The organism is Rhizobium sp. FKY42 (assembly GCF_005222835.1).
Classification (GTDB): domain Bacteria; phylum Pseudomonadota; class Alphaproteobacteria; order Rhizobiales; family Rhizobiaceae; genus Neorhizobium.
This window is the reverse complement of the sequence record NZ_STGA01000005.1, coordinates 1-20,930: the sequence shown is the minus strand read 5'-3', so window position 1 is coordinate 20,930 and position 20,930 is coordinate 1. Positions and strand designations below refer to the sequence as shown.

The window sequence follows — 20,930 nt, the reverse complement described above, 5'->3', positions numbered from 1 at the left end:
GTGGCTAGCGTCACTCAAACGTCAACATGGCTGAAGGAAAACGCGTCATGGAGCAGCACGGAACCTTTAATCCGTCGAATGGCATTGAAGCCCTCGGGCTGGTTGGTGCTTCACGCGTCAACTATAACCTTAATGAAAGCGAACTGTATGAGGCAGCTCTTCGCAATGGCGAAGCGGAGCTGACAGTCGATGGCGCGCTGCGTGCCGTGACTGGTCAACACACCGGCCGCTCCCCGAAGGACAAGTTTGTTGTTCGTGACGCCAATACCGAAGCAACGATCTGGTGGGACAACAACAAGCCTTTGTCTCCGGAGCATTTTGAATTGTTGCGTCAGGACATGCTCGCTCACGCAAAGGGCAAGACGCTCTATGTCCAGGATCTCATCGGCGGCGCCGATCGCGATAACGCCCTGCCGACCCGCGTTGTCACGGAACTTGCCTGGCATGGCCTCTTCATCCGTAACTTGCTGATCCGTCCGGATCGTTCGACCCTGCCGACCTTTCAGCAGAAGCTGACGATCATCAACCTGCCGAGCTTCCGCGCCGATCCAGCCCGCCATGGTTGCCGTTCGGAAACGGTAATTGCCTGTGACCTGACCAATGGCCTCGTCCTCATCGGCGGTACGTCCTACGCAGGTGAGAACAAGAAGTCAGTCTTCACTGTTTTGAACTACCTTCTGCCGCAGAAGAATGTCATGCCTATGCACTGCTCCGCCAATGTCGGCGCAGAGGGTGACTCGGCTGTCTTCTTCGGCCTGTCGGGTACTGGCAAGACAACACTTTCTGCCGATCCGAACCGCACGCTCATCGGCGACGACGAGCACGGCTGGGGTGAGAACGGCATCTTCAACTTCGAAGGTGGCTGCTACGCCAAGGCTATCCGTCTTTCGGCGGAGGCCGAGCCGGAAATCTACGCAGCAACCCGCCGCTTCGGCACGGTTCTGGAGAACGTTGTCCTAGATGAAAATCGCGTTCCGAACTTCGACGATGCATCGCTGACGGAAAACACCCGTAGCGCCTATCCGCTGCACTTCATCCCGAATGCATCGGCAACGGGCATTGCTCCGCATCCGAAGACAATCATCATGCTGACAGCGGATGCCTTCGGTGTCATGCCGCCGATTGCCAAGCTCACACCCGAGCAGGCCATGTACCACTTCCTTTCCGGCTACACCGCCAAGGTTGCCGGTACGGAAAAGGGCGTAACGGAACCGGAAGCAACCTTCTCCACCTGCTTCGGTGCACCTTTCATGCCGCGTCACCCAACCGAATACGGCAACCTGCTGCGCGATCTGATCGCCAAGCACGAAGTCGATTGCTGGCTGGTCAACACCGGCTGGACCGGTGGTGCCTACGGCATTGGTCGCCGTATGCCGATCAAGGCAACCCGCGCTCTGTTGACCGCTGCTCTAAATGGTGAGCTGAAGAAGGCCGAATTCCGCACTGACGCGAACTTCGGTTTCCAGGTTCCTGTTGAAGTTCCAGGTGTAGAAACCGCGATCCTTGATCCGCGCTCGACCTGGGCTGATGGTGCAGCCTATGACGCGCAGGCCAAGAAGCTGGTGGCCATGTTCATCAATAACTTCGCCAAGTTCGAAAACCATGTCGATAGCAAAGTCCGGGATGCCGCTCCGGGTGTTCTTGCCGCCGCCGAGTAAGAACAGACCTGTGGGACGGCTGGTGAAGCCTGACGTTCAATGAACTGATGAGCTTACCCAGAACCGCCGGTGCCTCGCGCCGGCGGTTTCTTTTTGTCAGGCTTTATGGAATAGAGGGGTCGGAGACAGTCATGGCCAGCGATCCCCTTATCATCAATAGTCGTATCACGATTGCCGGATGGGAACTGACGGAGCAATTCGTGCTGGCGGGTGGGCCCGGCGGTCAGAACGTCAACAAGGTTTCAACGGCTGTTCAGCTCTTCTTCAATCTGTTGGGTTCGCCTTCGCTCCCAGATCGGATCAAGGAAAATGCCACCAAGCTTGCGGGACGCCGCCTCAGCAAGGAAGGTGTCCTGATTATCGAGGCAAACCGCTTCCGCAGTCAGGATCGGAACCGGGAAGATGCCCGCGAACGGTTGAAAGAGCTTCTGCTGGAAGCTGCGAAACCGCCGCCGCCGCCACGCCGGAAAACCAAGCCAAGTAAGGGAGCCATCGAGCGTCGACTGAAAGAGAAATCAGGACGTTCCGAGGTCAAGAAAATGCGTGGTCGCCCCAGCGGCGAATAATGCAGGATTTAAAGCCGCGATTGATACCCTACGATTGATTTTGATCGCAACCGATGGATCATCTACAGTTTGCGTAGTGATACAGTTTCAACGAGATGATTGCTTCCCTTGCGCAGGATGAGATCGGCCCGTGGTCGGGTCGGCAAAATATTCTGTCGCAAGTTCTTCAAGTTAATGTTCTGCCAAAGGCCTTCGGCAATCTCGAGCGCAGCATCCGTATCAATCGAGGCGTAGCGCTTGAAGTAGGAACTTGGATCGCGAAACGCAGTCTCACGCAAGCGCATGAAGCGCTGGACATACCAGTTGTGTATCAGCGACTCCTCCGCATCGATATAGATCGAGAAATCGAAAAAGTCGGAAACCATCGGCACGATGGTGCCATCCGCTGGCAGGGTGCGCGATTGCAGAACGTTGATACCCTCGAAGATCAGAATGTCGGGGCGATCAACGATGGTGAATTCATCCGGCAAGACGTCATAGGTCAGGTGAGAGTAGCGCGGTGCCGGTACATTGGGTTCACCGGCCTTGATCGCTGAAAGAAACCGTAGCAGCGCGCCAATGTCATAACTTTCCGGAAAACCCTTACGCTCCATAAGGTTATCACGCTTCAGAACGGCGTTCGGGAACAGGAAACCATCAGTCGTGATCAGATCCACCTTCGGGCTGGATGGCCAGCGCTTCAGAAGCTCCTGTAGAATGCGCGCCGTAGTGGATTTGCCGACAGCCACAGATCCAGCGATGCCGATCACGAAGGGAGTCTTCACCTGATCCGAGAGGCTCAGAAAGCGGTTTCGCTGCTGAAACAGGAGCTGCGAGGCTTCTACATGCGCTGAAAGCAGGCGCGACAGCGAGAGGTAGATCCGCCGAACTTCGTTGAGATCGATCGGATCATGCAAAGAACGTAGTCGTTGAACTTCATCCGCGGTCAGGGTCAGCGGCGTATCGGCACGGAAGCGGGCCCATTCGTCCGATGTAAACAGAAAGAAGGGCGAGTAATTGGTCTCGCGATTGCTTTCCGGCGTATCTGAACCGAGGGGCTGGGTGGCGATCGTCATGTTGGCTTCCGGCTCGCCTTTTCTTGCAGGCCCGATTGAGCCGTGCGACGTTGCAGTTGTTCCAGTACATCCTGTAGCGGAATACCTGCAATCTTCAATACGACCAATAGATGATAAAGAAGATCAGCCGCCTCTGATGTAAGTTCGTGCCGATTGTTCTGTATGGCGGCGATCACTGTTTCAACAGCTTCCTCGCCCAGTTTCTTGGCGGCTCGTTCCTGACCGGCGGCCACAAGCTTGGCTGTCCAGGATTCCGAAGGCTCTGCCTTCGCGCGCTCTGCAATGATTTTTTCCAGGTCGGACAGAGAAAATCCGCTCATCGTGACGGCCCCTAAGCTTTAGTCCAGTCGCATGGCGATACCATGATCGGCCATGTATCGCTTGGCTTCACCAATTGAATAGGTGCCGAAGTGGAAGATGGAGGCGGCAAGAACCGCCGTGGCATGTCCCTCTGCGATACCTGCCACCAGGTCATCGAGATTGCCGACGCCGCCGGAAGCAATCACCGGCACACGAACCGCATCGGCAATGGTGCGCGTCAGTGCCAGATCATAACCGCTTTTGGTTCCGTCGCGATCCATGGAAGTCACCAGCAATTCACCGGCACCCTTTTCGACCATGCGGATAGCGAAATCCACCGCATCGATTCCCGTTGCCTGCCGTCCACCATGCGTGAAGATTTCCCAGCGGGGAGTCTCTCCTTCGCCGGACACGCGCTTCGCATCGATGGAGACAACGATGCACTGATTGCCAAACTTGTCAGCAGCCTCGGCCACGAAATCCGGGTTCTTCACGGCAGCGGAATTGATCGATACCTTATCGGCACCTGCTAGCAGAAGCTTGCGGATGTCTGCAACCGCCCGCACGCCGCCACCCACCGTCAGCGGCATGAAGCAATGTTCTGCCGTCTGTGCAACAACGTCGAAAATGGTATCGCGGTTATCGGAAGACGCCGTGATGTCGAGAAAGCAAAGCTCATCGGCACCGGCGGCATCATAGGCCTTCGCCGCTTCTACCGGATCGCCCGCGTCGATCAGATCAACGAAGTTCACGCCTTTGACGACGCGGCCGTCTTTGACATCCAGGCAAGGAATGACACGAGCCTTCAGGGTCATGCGCGGCCTCCCTTGGCTGCACGGACAAGGGCGAGTGCTTCGGTAGGATCGATGCGGCCATCATAGAGTGCGCGACCAGAAATCGCGCCCTCCAGCCGTGCCGCATCCGGCTTCAACATCCGGTGAATGTCATCCAGCGAGGCAAGGCCGCCAGAGGCAATGACCGGAATGGACACCGCTTCGGCCAGTTGCAGGGTCGACTCCCAGTTGATACCGGTCAGGATGCCGTCGCGGTCGATGTCGGTATAAATAATAGCTGCGACACCGGCGCCTTCGAACTTTTTAGCTAGCTCAATAACGCCGAGCTCAGAAGCTTCCGCCCAGCCTTCCACTGCAACTTTCCCGCCTTTGGCGTCGATGCCGACAGCGATCTGGCCGGGGAACTTCTCGCAGGCTTCGATTACAAGGGCGGGATTGCGAACGGCGACCGTGCCTAGAATGACACGAGTAAGGCCACGCGAAAGCCATGCCTCGATATGATCGAGCGTGCGGATACCGCCGCCTAGTTGAACCGGGTTCTTTGTCGCCTTCAGAATGGCGTCGATGGCGAAACCATTTCGGCTTTCGCCCGCAAAGGCGCCATCCAGATCCACCACATGCAACCATTCGAAGCCCTGATCTTCGAAAGCCTTGGCTTGGGCCGCAGGGTCAGGATTGTAAATCGTCGCTTGGTCCATATCACCAAGCTTCAAGCGAACGCATTGGCCATCTTTCAGGTCGATGGCAGGAAACAGGATCATCGTCAGGGCATCCAGCGAAGGAAGTTGGAAATCAGGGCCAGACCCAGCGTCTGGCTCTTTTCTGGGTGGAATTGCGCGCCAGCGGTGTTTTCATGCGCAACAAAAGCCGTCATAGGACCACCGTAATCTGTGGTCGCCACCACGTCTTCCGGCTTCACTGCCGCCAGATGGTAGGAGTGGACGAAGTAGGCATGCAAGCCGTCTCGACCGGTGGGAATTCCTTCAAACAGCGCATGTGGCCGGTTGAGCGTTAGTGTGTTCCAGCCGATCTGTGGGATCTTCAGCGTAGGATCAGACGGCGTCATTTCCTTCACGTCGCCTGAAATCCAGTTCAAGCCCTGCGTCGTTTCCTTCTCCAGGCCACGCGTCGACATCAATTGCATACCGACGCAAATGCCGAGGAAAGGATGGCCCCTATTCTCGACAACGTCGCGAAGGGCCTCTTCCATTCCAGAAACAGCGGCAAGGCCGCGCCGGCAGTCGGCATAGGCTCCGACGCCCGGCAGGACGATCCGGTCAGCACTTGCCACGGCATCCGGTTTGTCCGTGAGGCAGATTTCGGCATCAAGGCCCGCCTCGCGTGCGGCGCGTTCAAACGCTTTCGTCGCAGAGCGCAGATTGCCTGAGCCGTAGTCAATGATTGCAACGCGCATTAGCGTCTTCCTGTATCAAATAGTCCAAAGGACGGTCCGTACTGGGCTGCGGGAGAAGCTTCCGCGGAAAGTTTCGTCCAGTCGGTCTTGGGTGTTGTTGTTGTCCGTTGATTGCCAGCCGGACCGCCGAAGTAGATATGTTCCGCCGTGGCGAGATCTTGCGCCGTAACGACCGTATCGAGAACCCAGCCACGGCGCATCAGTGTACGGATCAGAATTTGCCGCCCTTCCAGGCCAATCAAGAGAGCGATGGCCAGTTGCGCAGCCATTCCCGCATATAACAGGCCGGGACGATCAGCCAGCCAGCCAGCGGCAAACTGCGCAAACAGAGCGGCAATGCCCCAAAGCCAGCATCGGTTGAACAGCAGCCAAAACCCAGGAAAAACGAACGCTGTCCACACCATCCGGTCAGCAACGAACTGTGTCGAGCGATGGTCAGGCTCTGGTCCACCCGGTGGCGTCAGAACGATATAGCTGGTCACGAAGTCTCCTGACTGCGCTAGACAAGTGTACCCTTTGTGGAAGGAACACGGCCTGCCTGGCGCGGATCGATTTCCGTTGCCGTTCTCAAAACGCGGGCCACCGCCTTGAAGCAGGTTTCCGCAATATGATGGCTGTTGGCACCATAATGGTTCAGCACATGCAGCGTGATACCTGCATTCTGCGAGAGCGCCTGGAAAAACTCGCGCACGAGTTCCGTATCGAAGGTTCCAATCTTTGGCGACGTGAAGGTGACGTTCCAGACAAGGAAAGGTCGACCAGACAGATCGACCGCTGCCTTGGTCATGGTTTCATCCATGGCAAGATCGAGCGAGGCATAACGGGTAATCCCGCGCCGGTCGCCGAGTGCCTTGGAAAGCGCCTGGCCGATGGCAATGCCTGTGTCTTCTACCGAATGGTGATCGTCGATATGCAGGTCGCCCTTGCAGTCGATCTCCATGTCGATCAGCGAATGTCGCGACAGCTGCTCCAGCATGTGGTCGAAAAAACCAATGCCCGTCGAGATTTTAGAGGTTCCGGTTCCGTCGAGATTGACGCTGACGGAAATGGACGTCTCGTTGGTCTTGCGCGAAATCGAAGCGCGGCGTTCGCTCATTATACTCACCGGTTCCTGCACACGGAAAACTTTGCTGCTGCTTATCAGCCACCTGCCTTCGGTGCAAACGATTCCGAATCTTCGGTTGATGCCGAGAGATTTGCATTCCGCATCTTCACACTTACATGTGCCTCAACAGCCGGAATCAACCGGCCACACAGCCTCCGCCAAAGCGGAGCAAAAGGTGAGATATGACGACAATCATTACCGTTCGCAAAGGCGGAAAGGTGATCATGGCAGGCGACGGGCAGGTGAGCCTCGGTCAGACGGTCATGAAAGGCAATGCACGCAAAGTACGTCGCATCGGCAAGGGTGGCGAAGTGATCGCGGGTTTTGCCGGTGCAACGGCGGATGCTTTCACTCTTCTCGATAGGCTTGAGCGCAAGTTGGAGCAATATCCCGGGCAATTGATGCGCGCTGCCGTGGAGCTGGCAAAGGACTGGCGCACGGATAAATATCTGCGCAATCTGGAGGCCATGATGCTGGTCGCCGATAAGCAGATCACGCTGGCAATTACCGGCAACGGGGATGTACTGGAGCCTGAACACGGCACCATCGCCATCGGCTCCGGTGGCAACTATGCCTATGCAGCTGCACGCGCGCTGATGGATACGGACAAATCGGCGGAAGACATTGCGCGGCAGGCGCTCGATATCGCAGCCGATATCTGTGTCTACACGAACCACAATCTGGTCGTTGAAGCGCTGGACGCCGAATAACTGGAACATCAATGGGCCTGGAAGCCCGGGCTGATAAGCCGGCTTCAGAGGATGCCGAGAGGAACACATGACGACCTTTTCTCCCCGCGAGATTGTATCGGAACTCGACCGCCACATCATTGGCCAGCACGATGCCAAACGGGCCGTGGCCATCGCTTTGCGCAATCGCTGGCGGCGTCAGCAGCTGGATGAGAGCCTGCGTGACGAAGTCATGCCGAAAAACATTCTGATGATTGGCCCGACAGGCGTCGGCAAGACCGAGATTTCTCGCCGTCTCGCCAAGCTGGCAGGTGCTCCGTTCATCAAGGTGGAGGCGACGAAGTTCACAGAAGTTGGTTACGTTGGGCGCGATGTCGAGCAGATCATCCGCGACCTCGTTGAAATCGGCATCGGATTGGTGCGCGACAAGAAGCGCGCCGAGGTTCAGGCAAAGGCACATGCAAGTGCCGAAGAGCGTGTGCTCGATGCACTGGTGGGGTCTACCGCTTCGCCTGCGACGCGTGATTCGTTCCGCAAGAAATTGCGATCCGGCGAGCTTGATGACAAGGAAATCGAGATTGAGGTCGCCGATACCGGAAGCGGTGCGTCGGGCTTCGAAATCCCTGGTATGCCGGGCGCCAACATTGGTGTGCTCAATCTGTCCGACATCTTCGGCAAGGCCATGGGTGGACGCACCAAGAAAGTTCGCACCACGGTTTCAAAATCCTATGGAGAATTGATACGCGACGAATCCGACAAACTGATCGATAGCGAGGTTATTCAGCGCGAGGCCGTTCGTTCGGTCGAAAATGATGGTATCGTTTTCCTCGATGAGATCGATAAGATCGCAGCGCGCGATGGCGGTATGGGGGCAGGGGTGTCCCGCGAAGGTGTGCAGCGTGATCTCTTGCCGCTGGTGGAAGGCACAACGGTCTCCACCAAATATGGCCCGGTCAAGACAGACCATATTCTGTTTATCGCATCTGGCGCATTCCACGTTGCAAAGCCGTCAGATCTTCTCCCTGAACTGCAGGGTCGTCTGCCGATCCGGGTCGAACTGAAGCCACTTTCCAAGGAGGACTTCCGGCGTATCCTGACGGAGACTGAGGCAAGTCTCATCCGCCAGTACAAGGCGCTGATGGAGACCGAGCAACTCACGCTCGACTTCACAGAGGATGCGATCGATGCGCTTGCCGACGTGGCGGTTCATCTCAATTCCTCGGTAGAAAACATCGGTGCGCGTCGTCTGCAGACGGTTATGGAGCGGGTTCTTGATGAGATCTCCTTCCATGCTCCTGATCGCCCGAATACGGAGGTGATTGTCGATTCTGCCTATGTGCGTGAGCATGTTGGAGATATTGCCGCCGATACGGACCTCTCCCGCTATATTCTCTGAGAGGAAGCAACAATTCCGTGGCAAGGGCGCAACGTGCCCTTGCCTTCGATGATGCTTTTGACAGGAAATTGAAGCGGTAAGGCTCGCCTTGACGCCCTACATTCAGTATGGGTTCATACCCATAAATGCCTTTTATTTCGGATTTCTGATTCGTCCGAAAGCAACGTGCCGAAGAGCGTGCATGCTCTGCTGCTCCCTGGGATATTTGTCTTGAAACGTTCTTTGCTCGCCGTCTTGATGGTTTTCGCGCTTTCCGTGCCGCAGGTTCATGCCGGGAGCCTGACGACTGTGCCGCCAGGCAACCGAAATGTCGAGCAGCCCAAGATTCCAGGGGCCTCGGTTCGGCGGACGCGCGAGGGCAGAACTACATTCGATGACAAGTTTGACAAGATTCGCGATCTTCTCGCTGGCGATCGGTCACTGATATCGAAGATCAAGCAGACGGCTCGCCAATACGACATCGATCCAATCCACATTGTCGGCGCCATTGTCGGTGAGCACACCTATAACGTCGATGCTTACGACCGGCTCCAGTCCTATTATGTCAAGGCTGCAGCCTATGCCGGTGACAACTTCCGCTTCAGCTACAAGGGTGAGTCGATCACCCAATTCGTTACGCGTCCGCAATTCGAAAAGTGCGAGCGGTTCAACGATTCCTACAAACTCTGGTCCTGCCGTGAAAATGTTTGGGAGCAGACATTCCGCGGTGAAAAGGTCGATGGAATTTCTTATCCCAATGACCGCTTCAGCGCCGTATTCTTCCAGCCCTTCTATGCAGGTCAGACATTTGGTTTGGGCCAGCTTAATCCCTTGACTGCGTTGATGCAGTCCGACCTTGTCGCCAACCGCTCCGGCTATGCGAAACTTGATCCGTCCGATGCCCAGGCCGTCTACAAGGCTATCATGGATCCGGACAAGTCTCTCGCCTATATGGCGGCGACGATCCGCCGTGCCATCGATGACTATGCAGACATTGCCGGAATGGATATCTCCCGCAATCCTGGGATAACCGCCACGCTCTATAATGTCGGAAATACTGCGAGCCGTGCAGCTGCACTTGCCGCCCGCAACCGTGGCGGCGCAAGCTCCCTGCCGGAAGAGAACTATTATGGCTGGCTGGTGAATGATAAGCTGGATGAATTGAAATCCCTGCTCTGAGTACTGATATAAAGGCCTGCTGATCCTTCAAGGAGAACAGGCCCATGGATATGCGACCGGAACCGTTCGAGCCACCGGCTCCCCATCCGCGGACAACGATACCATCCCGGCTCGAAATCATCCGGACCGTTTTCAGAAATCCGCTGGAACTGTGGGGGGAGCCCTCCTACACACTGCCCTGGATCAATTCCAAGTTCTTTTCGGAGCGGACACTGATCGTCAATGATCCGCGCCTCATTCGCTACGTTCTCGTTGATAACGCCGCCAACTATGAAATGTCGGAGATCCGACAGCTAATTCTACGGCCGATCCTTCGCGATGGGCTGTTGACGGCGGAAGGACCGGTATGGAAACGGTCCCGCAAGGCCATGGCGCCTGTGTTTACGCCGCGTCACGCCAAGGGATTTGCCGGAAAGATGCTGGCCAAGTCCGAAGAGTATCTGACCAAATATGCAGACATTGGCTCTGATGGGAGGGTGGAGGATATTTCCGTCGATATGACGGAACTCGCCTTCGCAATTCTGTCGGAGACGCTGTTCTCGGGAGAAATCGTTACGCAAAGCGATAACTTTGCCGATGACGTGGATTCGCTCCTGCACCGTATGGGACGAGTCGATCCCATGGACCTCTTGCGCGCACCGCCCTGGGTGCCGCGTGTAACGCGAATCGGCGGCGCCAAGGTGTTGGGCAAATTCCGCGAGATTGTTCGTCTCACCATGGAGAAGCGCAATGCTCGAATGCGTGATGATCGGGCCGCAACGCCGGATGACTTTCTGACCCTTTTGCTCGAACTGGAAGGGTCGGATGGCCTGACGCTGGATGAAATCGAGGATAATATTCTCACTTTTATTGGTGCTGGTCATGAAACAACGGCGCGTGCGCTCGCGTGGACGCTTTACTGTTTGTCCCATGTGCCGCAGTTCCGCGCGCTGATGGAGGAGGAGATAGACCGGGTCATGGCGAGCAGGGCCGATCCGGTAGAGTGGTTGGACCTGATGCCTCATGTCCGTGCTGCCTTCGAAGAGGGCATGCGGCTTTATCCGCCCGCCCCTTCGATCAACCGTGCCGCCATCCAGAATGATCGTTGGACCGCGCCCAATGGAGAGGTTCTGGAGATTGCAGCTGGAACGACCGTCCTCGTGATGCCGTGGACGCTGCATCGCCACCAGCTTTACTGGGAAAAGCCACGTGCCTTCATCCCGGAACGGTTCCTCCCGGAAAACCGTGGCAAGATCGACCGCTTCCAGTATCTGCCGTTCGGTGCGGGTCCCAGGACCTGCATTGGCGCCACTTTTGCCATGCAGGAGGCCGTCATTGCGCTGGCAGTCCTGATGTCCCGGTTCCGCTTCGAATCACTACCGGACTTCACGCCATGGCCAGTTCAAAGGCTTACTACCCAACCGCAGAAAGGGCTGCCCATGCGCGTCATCCCTCGCAAGCCGCAAGGGTGAGCATTGTCATTCAACCAATGCCTGATTGACTAAGGCGTCGCCCCGCGCAAGAAAACCTTTGCATAAGAGATTGATGGAGAATTTCCGGATGAGCCGCATCGACGTACATGGACTGGCAATCGATACCGCACTTCACCGCTTTCTGGTGGAAGAGGCTCTTCCGGGCAGCGGCATAGATGCCGATCATTTCTTTGCGGAACTGTCAGCCATTATACATGAACTGGCTCCAAAGAACCGTGAGCTTCTTGCAAAGCGGGATTCGTTCCAGAACAAGCTTGACGAATGGTATCGCAAGAATGGATCGCCTACCGACCTTGCAGCCTACGAATCCTTCCTGCGTGAAATTGGCTATTTGCTGCCCGAGGGGCTGGATTTCACGGTATCAACGGAAAATGTCGATGCGGAAATTGCCCGTATCGCAGGTCCCCAACTCGTCGTTCCGGTCATGAATGCTCGCTATGCCTTGAACGCCGCCAATGCCCGCTGGGGATCTCTCTACGATGCGCTCTATGGCACGGACGCAATCCCTGAAGAGGATGGCGCTACCAAGGGCGCCGGATATAACCCCGTGCGGGGTGCCAAGGTCATCGCCTGGGTGCGCGATTTTCTGAACCAATCGGTGCCGCTATTCGAGACGAGCTGGACGGATGTCACGGGCTTTGAAGTCTCCGGCGGAACGATTCACGTGAAACTCGGCGATAAGGTTGCGGGTCTCGTCGAACCTGCACAGTTCGCAGGCTTCAAGGGAGAGGCCGCATCGCCTGCCGCCATCCTGCTGACACGAAACGGCCTGCACATCGAAATCCGAATCGACTCATCGACACCGATTGGCAAGGACGATCCAGCGCACATTTCGGACGTCTGGTTGGAATCGGCAATCACCACGATCATGGATTGCGAGGATTCGGTCGCGGCAGTGGATGCCGAGGATAAGGTCGTCATCTATCGCAACTGGCTCGGTCTCATGAAGGGTGACCTGAAGGAGGAAGTGTCGAAAGGTGGGAAGACCTTCACTCGTGCACTTAATCCCGATCTGGCCTTTGAAGGTCCGGATGGGTCCGCAGTGACTGTGCCCGGTCGTTCTCTCATGCTGGTGCGCAATGTCGGTCACCTGATGACAAATCCGGCCATTCTGGATCGTGATGGACGTGAGGTTCCCGAAGGCATCATGGATGCCATGGTCACAGCCTTGATTGCTCTCTACGATATCGGGCCAAATGGCTGCCGTCAGAACAGCCGTGCTGGCTCCATGTATGTTGTAAAGCCGAAGATGCACGGTCCTGAAGAGGTCGCCTTTGCCTGCGAAATCTTCTCTCGCGTCGAAAAGGCGCTCGGCATGGCGCCCAATACCATCAAGATGGGCATCATGGACGAGGAGCGGCGTACCACCGTCAACCTTAAAGAGTGCATTCGCCAAGCAAAGGATCGCGTCGTCTTCATCAATACCGGTTTCCTGGATCGGACGGGCGACGAAATCCATACCTCGATGGAAGCTGGCCCGATGATCCGCAAGGGCGACATGAAGCAAGCGGCATGGATCGCCGCCTATGAGAACTGGAATGTCGATATTGGCCTGTCCTGCGGTCTTTCCGGTCACGCCCAGATCGGCAAGGGCATGTGGGCCATGCCTGACCTGATGGCAGCCATGCTGGAGCAAAAGATCGCGCATCCAAAGGCCGGTGCGAACACGGCTTGGGTTCCATCGCCTACCGCCGCAACCCTGCACGCGACACACTACCACAAGATCAACGTCGCTGACGTGCAGGAGGATTTGAAGTCACGCGCTCGTGCCAAGCTTTCCGATATTCTCTCTGTGCCGGTATCCTCGCGTCCAAACTGGACGGCTGAAGAAGTGCAGCGCGAACTCGACAACAATGCCCAAGGTATTCTCGGCTACGTTGTGCGCTGGGTCGATCAGGGTGTGGGCTGCTCGAAGGTGCCGGACATTAACAATGTGGGTCTGATGGAAGATCGCGCCACACTGCGTATTTCTGCCCAGCACATGGCGAACTGGCTGCATCATGGCCTTGTGACGCAAGACCAGATTACTGAAACCATGAAGCGCATGGCCGCTGTCGTCGACAGCCAGAATGCCGGTGATCCAGCTTACCAGCCAATGGCCGGACGATTCGACGATTCGGTCGCGTTCCAGGCCGCCCTTGAACTTGTATTGCAGGGCCGCGTACAGCCGAACGGCTATACAGAGCCCGTTCTGCATCGCCGTCGCCTGGAGGCCAAGGCTGCAGCGGTTTGACTTGAGTTGAGAGGTGAAATGAGCGCCTCACCTCTTACTCTGCAACGCAAAACGGCACGTCGAGACGTGCCGTTCGCATTCTGGGAAGAGCGAAGCGATTACTGAATGACGACAACCTTGGTTGCACGACCCGGACGGACGCGGCTGTAGAGGTCAATCACGTCCTGATTCATCAATCGGATGCAGCCGGAAGACGCTGCTGTGCCGATCGAAGCCCACTCTGGCGTACCGTGCAAGCGGAACAAGGTATCCTGGCCCTTTTCATTGAACAGGTACATCGCGCGGGCACCCAGCGGATTATTGATTCCCGGACCCATGCCGTCCTCAACATAGCGAGCGACATCAGGACGGCGTGCTGCCATTTCCTTCGGTGGGTGCCACGTAGGCCATTCCTGCTTCCAGGCGACATAGGCCTCGCCAGACCATGCAAAGCCCTGCTTGCCGACGCCGATACCGTAGCGAACAGCCTTACCATTTGGCAGGATGTAATAGAGGAAGCGTTCGCGCGTGTTGACGATGATCGTACCAGGGCGTTCCTTGGTTTCGAAATCAACAATCTGACGATGAAACTTCTTGTCTACGCGGTTGATCGGGATCGCCGGAAGCGAATAGCCTGCATCGGTCACCGGACCATAGGCGTCTGAGAAAATCTGGTTTGTCTCGGTCCGAATGGTCGCGACCTTCGTTTCAGATGAGGTCGTGGAGCAGCCGGCCAGGGCAAGCAATGAAAGAAGGCCGGATGCGATCATGCTGTGGCGGAAGCGCATGGAATTCTCATGAAAAGGAGTGAAATCAAAGACGTGTTCGAGCGCCTTTGAGTTCAGGCTTATTTGCGAACCAGTGGGGCTTGGCAAGGCCGCAGAAAGGCACAGGCTTTCGCGACTGCACAATTGGAGTAGGCATTGCCTTTTTGCAACAATTCTCGAAGCTGAATCTAAATTCGTAAATTGGCTGCTTGGTCCTCAATGCCCGCAACATTGCCGGATATGCGGAAAAGAATCAGTGATTCGTCTGATTGAACAGGAATACGGAGACCCTCGACTTGACAATTATCAGACTAGGCGCCGTGAGCCCATTGATCGATGGCCGTCAGTCACAACGGGCCATGATGGTGCGCCGCGGCGTACAGATCCTGCTCAGCGACATGCGCCATTCCGTTTTACCCGAACTGACGCTCGCCAGTGGCAGGCGTGTCGACCTGATCAGTTTGTCACCGAAAGGCGAAATCTGGATCGTTGAAATCAAGACTTCAGTCGAGGACTTTCGGGTAGACCGGAAGTGGCAGGAGTATCGGGAATTCAGCGACCGCCTTTTCTTCGCGACCCATAGAGATGTGCCCCTCGAAATTTTTCCGGAGGACTGCGGCCTGATTCTCTCGGACGGTTATGGAGCGCATCTGCTGCGAGACGCGCCGGAGCACCGACTCGCCGCCAGTAGCCGCAAGGCACTCACGCTGAGCTTTGCGCGCACAGCGGCGCAACGCCTGCTCGTTGCCGAATGGGCGACCGGCCAAAGCTTTGAGGATGCAGAAACGACTGAAAACTGATCAGCGCGGCGCTCGTTTTGCCAGAATGCGCTGCAAGGTTCTGCGATGCATGTTCAGCCGGCGCGCCGTCTCCGAAACATTGCGTTCGCACATTTCGTAAACGCGCTGAATATGTTCCCAGCGTACACGATCGGCAGACATGGGGTTTTCCGGAACATCTGCCTTCTCGCCTGGCCGCTGTGTCAGAGCAGCATACACATCATCGGCATCCGCGGGCTTGGAGAGATAATCGACTGCACCGAGTTTTACGGCCGTGACGGCGGTTGCGATGTTTCCATAGCCCGTGAGAACGATGACGCGCGTGTCTTCCCGCCCCTTGCGGATCGCTTCGATGACATCCAGACCATTGCCGTCGCCCAGCCGCAAATCCACAACAGCGAACTTAGGTGGATGTGCCTTGGCCTTTGCGATGCCCTCTGCGACTGATTCGGCAATCTCCACCTTGAAGCCTCGACTTTCCATGGCACGCGCCAGCCGACGCAGGAAGGGCGCATCGTCATCGACAAGCAAGAGTGACGGATCCGGTCCAAGATGCACCTGGGATTCGGTAGCCGTCGAAGACTCCATCTGCTCCAATTCCATCTTTTTCTCCTTCGTCTGCTTCCTCGCATGGATTCTACGTCAAGGAAAGCAATCTAGCTCATATGGCTGGGTCACTATTGATATCCATCAAGGATCTAGGCCATACGACACGAATTTGTGCCCCGCTCGCACCGGTTGCCCGGTTGGTAAACGTTAGTTTTGCGCCAGAACGTTCCAGCAGCGTCTTGGCGATGAACAGACCCAGCCCTAGGCCGCCCGCCTGCTCGTACTGCCTTGAGCGCGACGACATGTAAGGCTCTCCGATATGTGTCAAAACATCGGGGGCAAAGCCGGTTCCATCGTCTTCGATCGTAATGGCGACGACTTCGATATTGTGCTCCACGGTGATCGTGACGCGGGAGCGCGCGAAGTCGACGGCATTTTCAATCAGGTTGCCGAGGCCATACATGATCGCTGCATTGCGGGCTCCGACCGGTTCACTCTCACGCTCTCCTTTTTCTACTAGCGCAATCTCGACCTCGAATTGTCGATGGGGGGCAATGACTTCTTCTACGAGTGAAGAAAGGGGAAGCCTACGAAGATGGTCTTCGCTTTCCGCGGAAAGCGATGTCAGGCGACGAAGAATGTCGCGACAGCGCTCGCTCTGACTTCTCAGCAGTGCAACATCTTCACCAAACTTTTCATCATTCTTTAGTTCTCGTTCCATTTCCTTGGCCACCACACTGATCGTCGCAAGCGGCGTGCCCAGTTCATGCGCGGCGGCGGCTGCGAGTCCATCCAGTTGAGATAGGTGCTTTTCTCTTTCCAGCACCAGTTCGGTTGCGGCCAGCGCATCGGCAAGGAGGGTAGCTTCCATGGAGACGCGATAGGCATAGAACGCCGCAAAGGCCATCATCGAAACAATTGCCGCCCAGAAGGCCAGAAGAAGCAGAGGATGAACAATCAGGATCTCGTTCCCTTGCCACGGTACAGGATAGGGCGTCAGGGCCAGAAGTGTCGCGCAACTCATTGCAAACGCCAGAAGACAAAGCGAGTGGCGCAGCGGCAGCGAGGCGAAGGAGATGATGACAGGGACGCAGAGGAGGGATGCAAAGGGGTTGGCAAGCCCGCCCGTAATGAAGAGAAGTCCACCCATTTGCAAAAGGTCGAAACCCAGAAGAACAAGGGCTGCTCCCGGTTGAAGCCGGTGTGTTGGAGGATATCTTAAAGCCAGGGTCAGGTTGACCAGACCAAGTGCTCCAATCAACAGAATCGCTTCCAGAAGCGGCAGATCGAAGTGAAGGACCACGGCAACGACGAATACGGTGAGCGCCTGCCCGGCGACCGCCAGCCAGCGAAGCCAGATCAGCGTTTGCAGGCGAAGGCTACGACTGCTGCGCCCGAACTGCAAATGGCGGATCGACTGATTTTCCATCTGTCAGGTTCCTCTAGGCTTTGCCCTGTGGGTGGCCTCTGCGTGTGCAGGATCTTCCGGCCACGGATGTTTGGGATATCGCCCCCGCATATCAGCGCGCACATCTTTCCACGATCCGGACCAGAACCCCGGCAGATCCCTTGTGGTTTGAATCGGACGATGGGCTGGAGAAGTCAACTCAAGCAGCAGCGGCAGTTTGCCGCCTGCAACGGCCGGATGTGTCTTGAGACCAAACAGTTCCTGCACCCGAATGGCAAGAACCGGTTCTTCTCCATCATAGCGGATCGGATGGCGTTGACCTGTGGGCGCTTCAAAATGCGTCGGCGCAAGGCGAGCAAGATCTTGGCCCAGCTCGAAGGGAACAAGGGATCTCAGCCCCTCCATCAAACTTCCGGCATCCACGGCGTCCAGTCGGGTCCGGCCACTTTGGAAGGGTATGAACCATTCATCGAGTCGCTCGAGCAGACGTTCCTCTGCCATATCGGGCCAAGGGCTGCCGATCGTACGGTGAAGAAAGCCCATCCTGTCCCACAACTGCTCGGCTTCTTTAGAGAACGGCAGGCACTGCAGGCCAAGTTGCCGCACTCCATCGGCAAGACCACGCGCAGCGGCCTCCCCGGTTGGGCGGGGTAGAGGAGATTCCTCAATCAGGAGCGCTCCCAAGCGAACGACGCGGCGAGCGCGGACTTGTTTTGATGCAGCGTCGAAAAATGCTTCTTCCCCCGAGACAATGGAATGCTGGAGTTCGTCCTCAATATCGCTGCGTTGAACCTTTGCGGCTGCCAGAATTCGTGCTTGAGCGGCCCGTCCTGTCAGGTCGGCAATCACGAGGTGCTTGCAACCGGAAAGCCTTTCGGTCTCGGGAAGTTCTGCGCCACGACCATTGGCCATGACAAATCGACCGCGTGCACCGCGTTGGATAGCCACACGATCCGGAAAGGCGTGCAGAAGCAGTTGGCCTGCCGAGAGATTTTCCGCCGGTTCCGCCGCCCTCGGTAGCGATTTGGCAATCCTGTCAGCCAGTCCACGTGCCGCCTCAGTCCGCTCGCCTCGTTCACTACCAAATTTGCGCAGTCGAGAATCCAGGTCAACGTCTTGTCCGCCTAGACCCTGTTCCGTTAACAGTACGGCTAGTCGAGCCGCCTTGCGAGCCTCACCGCGTTCGGCGCCTGCAATCACCATCGCTGCCAGCCGAGGAGGAAGAGAAAGCTCGCGCATCAGTTTTCCACGAACGGTCAGCGCGTCGTTCTTGTCCAGAGCTTCCATCATCCGCAAAAGATTGCGTGCTTCTGTCAGTGCAGCGATTGGAGGCTGATCGAGAAAAGAGAGGGTTGCTGGATCCTTCACGCCCCAATGGGCGAGATCCAATGCCAGAGCGCTCAGATCGCTCGCCAGGATCTGCGGCGGTGTGAAAGCGGGCAGGGCAGCGGTCTGTCCAGCATGCCAAAGGCGAATAGCGATGCCCGGCTCCGTTCTTCCAGCTCGGCCGGCCCTCTGGTCTGCTGACGCTCGGGAAACGCGCACCGTTTCCAGCCGGGTAATTCCCGTTGATGGTTCATACACTGGTAGTCGTTGCAGTCCGCTGTCTATGATGATCCGTACCCCATCGATCGTAATGGAGGTTTCCGCGATTGATGTCGAAAGAACCACCTTCCGTTGCCCGGCAGGGCTGGGCTTGATGGCCAGATCCTGATCCCTTTGCGACATGGCACCGTAGAGAGGCGCGAGAACGGTCGCCTCCGGCAGTTTGCCAAAGAGCCGCTCCTGCACGCGTTTAATTTCGGCTTGCCCGGGCAGAAAAGCGAGGAGTGAGCCACTTTCCCGGTCGTGTGCCGAAAGGATAGCGCGAGCCACGCTGTCTTCAATCCGTTCACCGGCTTCGCGGTCAACATGCCGGATCTCGATTGGGAAGGTTCGTCCCTCGCTTTTCACCAAGGGGGGATTATCGAGAAGTGCGCAGACCCGATCGACATCCAGTGTCGCCGACATGATAATGACACGGAGGTCTTCGCGCAAAGCTCCCTGCGAATCCAAGACAAGCGCCAATCCGAAATCGGCGTCCAGTGACCTTTCGTGAAACTCATCGAACAGGACGGCAGATACGCCCGTGAGCTCCGGATCTTCCAGGATCATCCGGGTGAACACGCCTTCGGTCACCACCTCGATGCGTGTTGCCTTTGAAATGCGATTGTCGAGGCGCATCCGGTAACCGACGGTCTGCCCGACCTGTTCGCTAAGGATCGTCGCCATGCGTGAGGCTGCTGCACGCGCTGCCAGACGGCGAGGTTCCAGGAGAATGATTCGCCCGGTGCACCATTCTTGATCCAGAAGATAAAGAGGCACAGTCGTGGTCTTGCCAGCGCCGGGTGGCGCTGACAGCACAAGTCGGTTCCCAGTCGTGAGGGACTGACCGATTTCGGGGAGTACGGATGTGATCGGAAGTTCGGGTAGGGGAACTCGGGATGATATCATCGGTTCTCAGTTGCCCGAAGCTTGGTTTCATAGGCGAGAATAGCGCCTGCCAGATCCTCAAGCGCCGCACCTACCGATTTGAACAGAGTGATCTCGGCTTGCGATGTCCTGCCTTTGCGGTTGCCGGTTACGAGTTCGCGCAGATCTCCGCGGATATCCTCCAGCTTTAGAACGCCTGTTTTCAGCGGGATGGCAATGTCGCCGCCCTCGTGCATAGCACCCTCATATGTATCAACGAATACGCCTGACCGTTGAATGACAGTGTCATCGCTTTCGCGCATGGTGGGTTTGAATGCGCCGACCAGATCGATGTGACTTCCGGGCTTCAGCCATTCACCGCGGATAAGCGGCTCATTCGAAAGCGTGGCGCAGGAAATGATGTCCGCATGGCGCACCGCCTCCTCCAGGCTGGGAGCAGCCTCCGCCAATATGCCCAACTTCATGGCCTCTTCAGCAAGGAGAGACGACTTACGCAATTCACGTCCCCAGATCCGTACACGCTCGATAGGGCGAACCCTGCAATGCGCCTCTATAAGATTAAGCGAGAGACGGCCGGTCCCAACCATCACCAAATCCCTCGAATCTTCACGAGAAAGATAGCGAGAGGCAAGCGCGGATGTCGCAGCGGTGCGCCGTGCGGTCAATTCGCCGCCCTCAATCAATGCCAGCATTTCACCTGTACGCCCTGATGAGAGCAGATAACGCCCCACAATCGTTGGAAGCGACCGTACGTGATTGTCCGGGAAAAGGTTCAATAGCTTCACGCCACTATACTGACCCGGCACCCAGGCAGGCATAAGCAGAAGCGTGGCATCCGCTTCACCGGGCACCGACACAGTATGATGATGTCGAAGCGGCGTAACGCAATCGCCCGCAAACATTTTCGCTATCGCATCAATCAAACCATCGAATGGCAAGGCCGCGCGGGTTTCACTCTCATCAAGAACTTGCATCCAAATCTCCCGGAAATCCGGGCGAACCATAGCCTTGGTGAAAGGACGGGGGGAGGCCCTGTGAAAAAAATGACAGATTTCTGACATTGGTAGTTGACGGATAAAACTGGTGTCCGTATAAGCCGTGTCACTGACGAGGGCGGCGGCGCTGCTGGCGACGAA

20 protein-coding genes are annotated in these 20,930 nt (G+C 56.7%); 8 read left to right on the top strand and 12 right to left on the bottom strand.

The window, feature by feature from the left end:
• The first annotated feature begins 47 nt into the window (after window positions 1-47).
• Window positions 48-1,658, top strand: coding sequence for a phosphoenolpyruvate carboxykinase (locus tag E8M78_RS02805; protein ID WP_137133619.1), 1,611 nt, complete (start codon window positions 48-50; stop codon window positions 1,656-1,658).
• Between the two features lie 131 nt (window positions 1,659-1,789).
• Complete coding sequence (gene arfB, locus E8M78_RS02800) at window positions 1,790-2,224, top strand: alternative ribosome rescue aminoacyl-tRNA hydrolase ArfB (RefSeq protein ID WP_137133618.1); 435 nt, start codon at window positions 1,790-1,792, stop codon at window positions 2,222-2,224.
• 62 nt (window positions 2,225-2,286) lie between these two features.
• On the opposite strand, the gene coaA is transcribed toward arfB, so the two are convergent.
• From coaA to hisB, 7 genes are read right to left on the bottom strand one after another with little or no spacing between them, the layout of a single operon-like run.
• Window positions 2,287-3,279, bottom strand: coding sequence for a type I pantothenate kinase (gene coaA / locus E8M78_RS02795; protein WP_137133617.1), 993 nt, complete (start codon window positions 3,277-3,279; stop codon window positions 2,287-2,289).
• Complete coding sequence (locus tag E8M78_RS02790; protein ID WP_137133616.1) at window positions 3,276-3,599, bottom strand: phosphoribosyl-ATP diphosphatase; 324 nt, start codon at window positions 3,597-3,599, stop codon at window positions 3,276-3,278. Before E8M78_RS02790 ends, coaA begins: the two co-directional genes overlap by 4 nt.
• Window positions 3,600-3,617: 18 nt before the next feature.
• Window positions 3,618-4,394, bottom strand: a complete 777-nt coding sequence (gene hisF / locus E8M78_RS02785; RefSeq protein WP_137133615.1) for an imidazole glycerol phosphate synthase subunit HisF — start codon at window positions 4,392-4,394, stop codon at window positions 3,618-3,620.
• On the bottom strand, window positions 4,391-5,134 hold the full coding sequence (gene hisA, locus E8M78_RS02780) for a 1-(5-phosphoribosyl)-5-[(5-phosphoribosylamino)methylideneamino]imidazole-4-carboxamide isomerase (RefSeq protein ID WP_137133614.1): 744 nt from the start codon (window positions 5,132-5,134) through the stop codon (window positions 4,391-4,393). The genes hisF and hisA overlap by 4 nt, the downstream gene beginning before the upstream one ends.
• 2 nt (window positions 5,135-5,136) lie before the next feature.
• Entirely contained in the window at window positions 5,137-5,787 is a 651-nt protein-coding gene (hisH, locus tag E8M78_RS02775; RefSeq protein WP_137133613.1) for an imidazole glycerol phosphate synthase subunit HisH, read from the bottom strand.
• Window positions 5,787-6,269, bottom strand: coding sequence for a DUF2628 domain-containing protein (locus E8M78_RS02770; protein ID WP_137133612.1), 483 nt, complete (start codon window positions 6,267-6,269; stop codon window positions 5,787-5,789). Before E8M78_RS02770 ends, hisH begins: the two co-directional genes overlap by 1 nt.
• 17 nt (window positions 6,270-6,286) lie before the next feature.
• A complete protein-coding gene (gene hisB, locus E8M78_RS02765; protein ID WP_137133611.1) occupies window positions 6,287-6,883 on the bottom strand; it encodes an imidazoleglycerol-phosphate dehydratase HisB in 597 nt (198 codons plus the stop codon).
• A 191-nt stretch (window positions 6,884-7,074) separates the two neighbouring features.
• Here hisB and hslV point away from each other — a divergent pair, with 191 nt between their 5' ends.
• The 5 genes from hslV to E8M78_RS02740 all read left to right on the top strand — a co-directional run bounded on the left by hslV (window position 7,075) and on the right by E8M78_RS02740 (window position 13,840).
• Window positions 7,075-7,602, top strand: a complete 528-nt coding sequence (gene hslV, locus E8M78_RS02760; RefSeq protein WP_137133610.1) for an ATP-dependent protease subunit HslV — start codon at window positions 7,075-7,077, stop codon at window positions 7,600-7,602.
• A 67-nt stretch (window positions 7,603-7,669) separates the two neighbouring features.
• Window positions 7,670-8,977, top strand: coding sequence for an ATP-dependent protease ATPase subunit HslU (gene hslU, locus E8M78_RS02755; protein ID WP_137133609.1), 1,308 nt, complete (start codon window positions 7,670-7,672; stop codon window positions 8,975-8,977).
• 237 nt (window positions 8,978-9,214) lie between these two features.
• Window positions 9,215-10,135, top strand: coding sequence for a DUF1402 family protein (locus tag E8M78_RS02750; RefSeq protein ID WP_137133690.1), 921 nt, complete (start codon window positions 9,215-9,217; stop codon window positions 10,133-10,135).
• 44 nt (window positions 10,136-10,179) lie between these two features.
• Complete coding sequence (locus tag E8M78_RS02745; RefSeq protein WP_137133608.1) at window positions 10,180-11,586, top strand: cytochrome P450; 1,407 nt, start codon at window positions 10,180-10,182, stop codon at window positions 11,584-11,586.
• 88 nt (window positions 11,587-11,674) lie between these two features.
• A complete protein-coding gene (locus E8M78_RS02740; protein WP_137133607.1) occupies window positions 11,675-13,840 on the top strand; it encodes a malate synthase G in 2,166 nt (721 codons plus the stop codon).
• 98 nt (window positions 13,841-13,938) lie between these two features.
• Here the strand turns inward: E8M78_RS02740 and E8M78_RS02735 are convergent, their stop codons facing one another.
• Complete coding sequence (locus tag E8M78_RS02735) at window positions 13,939-14,607, bottom strand: L,D-transpeptidase (RefSeq protein ID WP_137133606.1); 669 nt, start codon at window positions 14,605-14,607, stop codon at window positions 13,939-13,941.
• 275 nt (window positions 14,608-14,882) lie between these two features.
• On the opposite strand from E8M78_RS02735, the gene E8M78_RS02730 reads away from it, so the two are divergent.
• A complete protein-coding gene (locus E8M78_RS02730) occupies window positions 14,883-15,386 on the top strand; it encodes an MmcB family DNA repair protein (protein WP_137133605.1) in 504 nt (167 codons plus the stop codon).
• On the opposite strand, the gene E8M78_RS02725 is transcribed toward E8M78_RS02730, so the two are convergent.
• The 4 genes from E8M78_RS02725 to E8M78_RS02710 form a co-directional block, all read right to left on the bottom strand.
• A complete protein-coding gene (locus E8M78_RS02725) occupies window positions 15,387-15,953 on the bottom strand; it encodes an ActR/PrrA/RegA family redox response regulator transcription factor (protein ID WP_137133689.1) in 567 nt (188 codons plus the stop codon).
• A 73-nt stretch (window positions 15,954-16,026) separates the two neighbouring features.
• Window positions 16,027-17,343, bottom strand: coding sequence for an ActS/PrrB/RegB family redox-sensitive histidine kinase (locus E8M78_RS02720; protein WP_137133604.1), 1,317 nt, complete (start codon window positions 17,341-17,343; stop codon window positions 16,027-16,029).
• 3 nt (window positions 17,344-17,346) lie between these two features.
• Window positions 17,347-19,815 (bottom strand): ATP-dependent helicase HrpB, encoded by a 2,469-nt coding sequence (gene hrpB / locus E8M78_RS02715; protein ID WP_137133603.1) that lies wholly within the window; start codon window positions 19,813-19,815, stop codon window positions 17,347-17,349.
• On the bottom strand, window positions 19,812-20,768 hold the full coding sequence (locus E8M78_RS02710; RefSeq protein WP_137133602.1) for an ornithine cyclodeaminase family protein: 957 nt from the start codon (window positions 20,766-20,768) through the stop codon (window positions 19,812-19,814). Before E8M78_RS02710 ends, hrpB begins: the two co-directional genes overlap by 4 nt.
• Between the last annotated feature and the right edge of the window lie 162 nt (window positions 20,769-20,930).

Coding starts and splice junctions, on each gene's coding strand:
- E8M78_RS02805 (WP_137133619.1), top strand. CDS start 48: ATGGAGCAGCACGGAACCTTTAATCCGTCGAATGGCATTGAAGCCCTC.
- arfB (WP_137133618.1), top strand. CDS start 1,790: ATGGCCAGCGATCCCCTTATCATCAATAGTCGTATCACGATTGCCGGA.
- coaA (WP_137133617.1), bottom strand. CDS start 3,279: ATGACGATCGCCACCCAGCCCCTCGGTTCAGATACGCCGGAAAGCAAT.
- E8M78_RS02790 (WP_137133616.1), bottom strand. CDS start 3,599: ATGAGCGGATTTTCTCTGTCCGACCTGGAAAAAATCATTGCAGAGCGC.
- hisF (WP_137133615.1), bottom strand. CDS start 4,394: ATGACCCTGAAGGCTCGTGTCATTCCTTGCCTGGATGTCAAAGACGGC.
- hisA (WP_137133614.1), bottom strand. CDS start 5,134: ATGATCCTGTTTCCTGCCATCGACCTGAAAGATGGCCAATGCGTTCGC.
- hisH (WP_137133613.1), bottom strand. CDS start 5,787: ATGCGCGTTGCAATCATTGACTACGGCTCAGGCAATCTGCGCTCTGCG.
- hisB (WP_137133611.1), bottom strand. CDS start 6,883: ATGAGCGAACGCCGCGCTTCGATTTCGCGCAAGACCAACGAGACGTCC.
- hslV (WP_137133610.1), top strand. CDS start 7,075: ATGACGACAATCATTACCGTTCGCAAAGGCGGAAAGGTGATCATGGCA.
- hslU (WP_137133609.1), top strand. CDS start 7,670: ATGACGACCTTTTCTCCCCGCGAGATTGTATCGGAACTCGACCGCCAC.
- E8M78_RS02750 (WP_137133690.1), top strand. CDS start 9,215: ATGGTTTTCGCGCTTTCCGTGCCGCAGGTTCATGCCGGGAGCCTGACG.
- E8M78_RS02745 (WP_137133608.1), top strand. CDS start 10,180: ATGGATATGCGACCGGAACCGTTCGAGCCACCGGCTCCCCATCCGCGG.
- E8M78_RS02740 (WP_137133607.1), top strand. CDS start 11,675: ATGAGCCGCATCGACGTACATGGACTGGCAATCGATACCGCACTTCAC.
- E8M78_RS02735 (WP_137133606.1), bottom strand. CDS start 14,607: ATGCGCTTCCGCCACAGCATGATCGCATCCGGCCTTCTTTCATTGCTT.
- E8M78_RS02725 (WP_137133689.1), bottom strand. CDS start 15,953: ATGGAGTCTTCGACGGCTACCGAATCCCAGGTGCATCTTGGACCGGAT.
- E8M78_RS02720 (WP_137133604.1), bottom strand. CDS start 17,343: ATGGAAAATCAGTCGATCCGCCATTTGCAGTTCGGGCGCAGCAGTCGT.
- hrpB (WP_137133603.1), bottom strand. CDS start 19,815: ATGATATCATCCCGAGTTCCCCTACCCGAACTTCCGATCACATCCGTA.
- E8M78_RS02710 (WP_137133602.1), bottom strand. CDS start 20,768: ATGCAAGTTCTTGATGAGAGTGAAACCCGCGCGGCCTTGCCATTCGAT.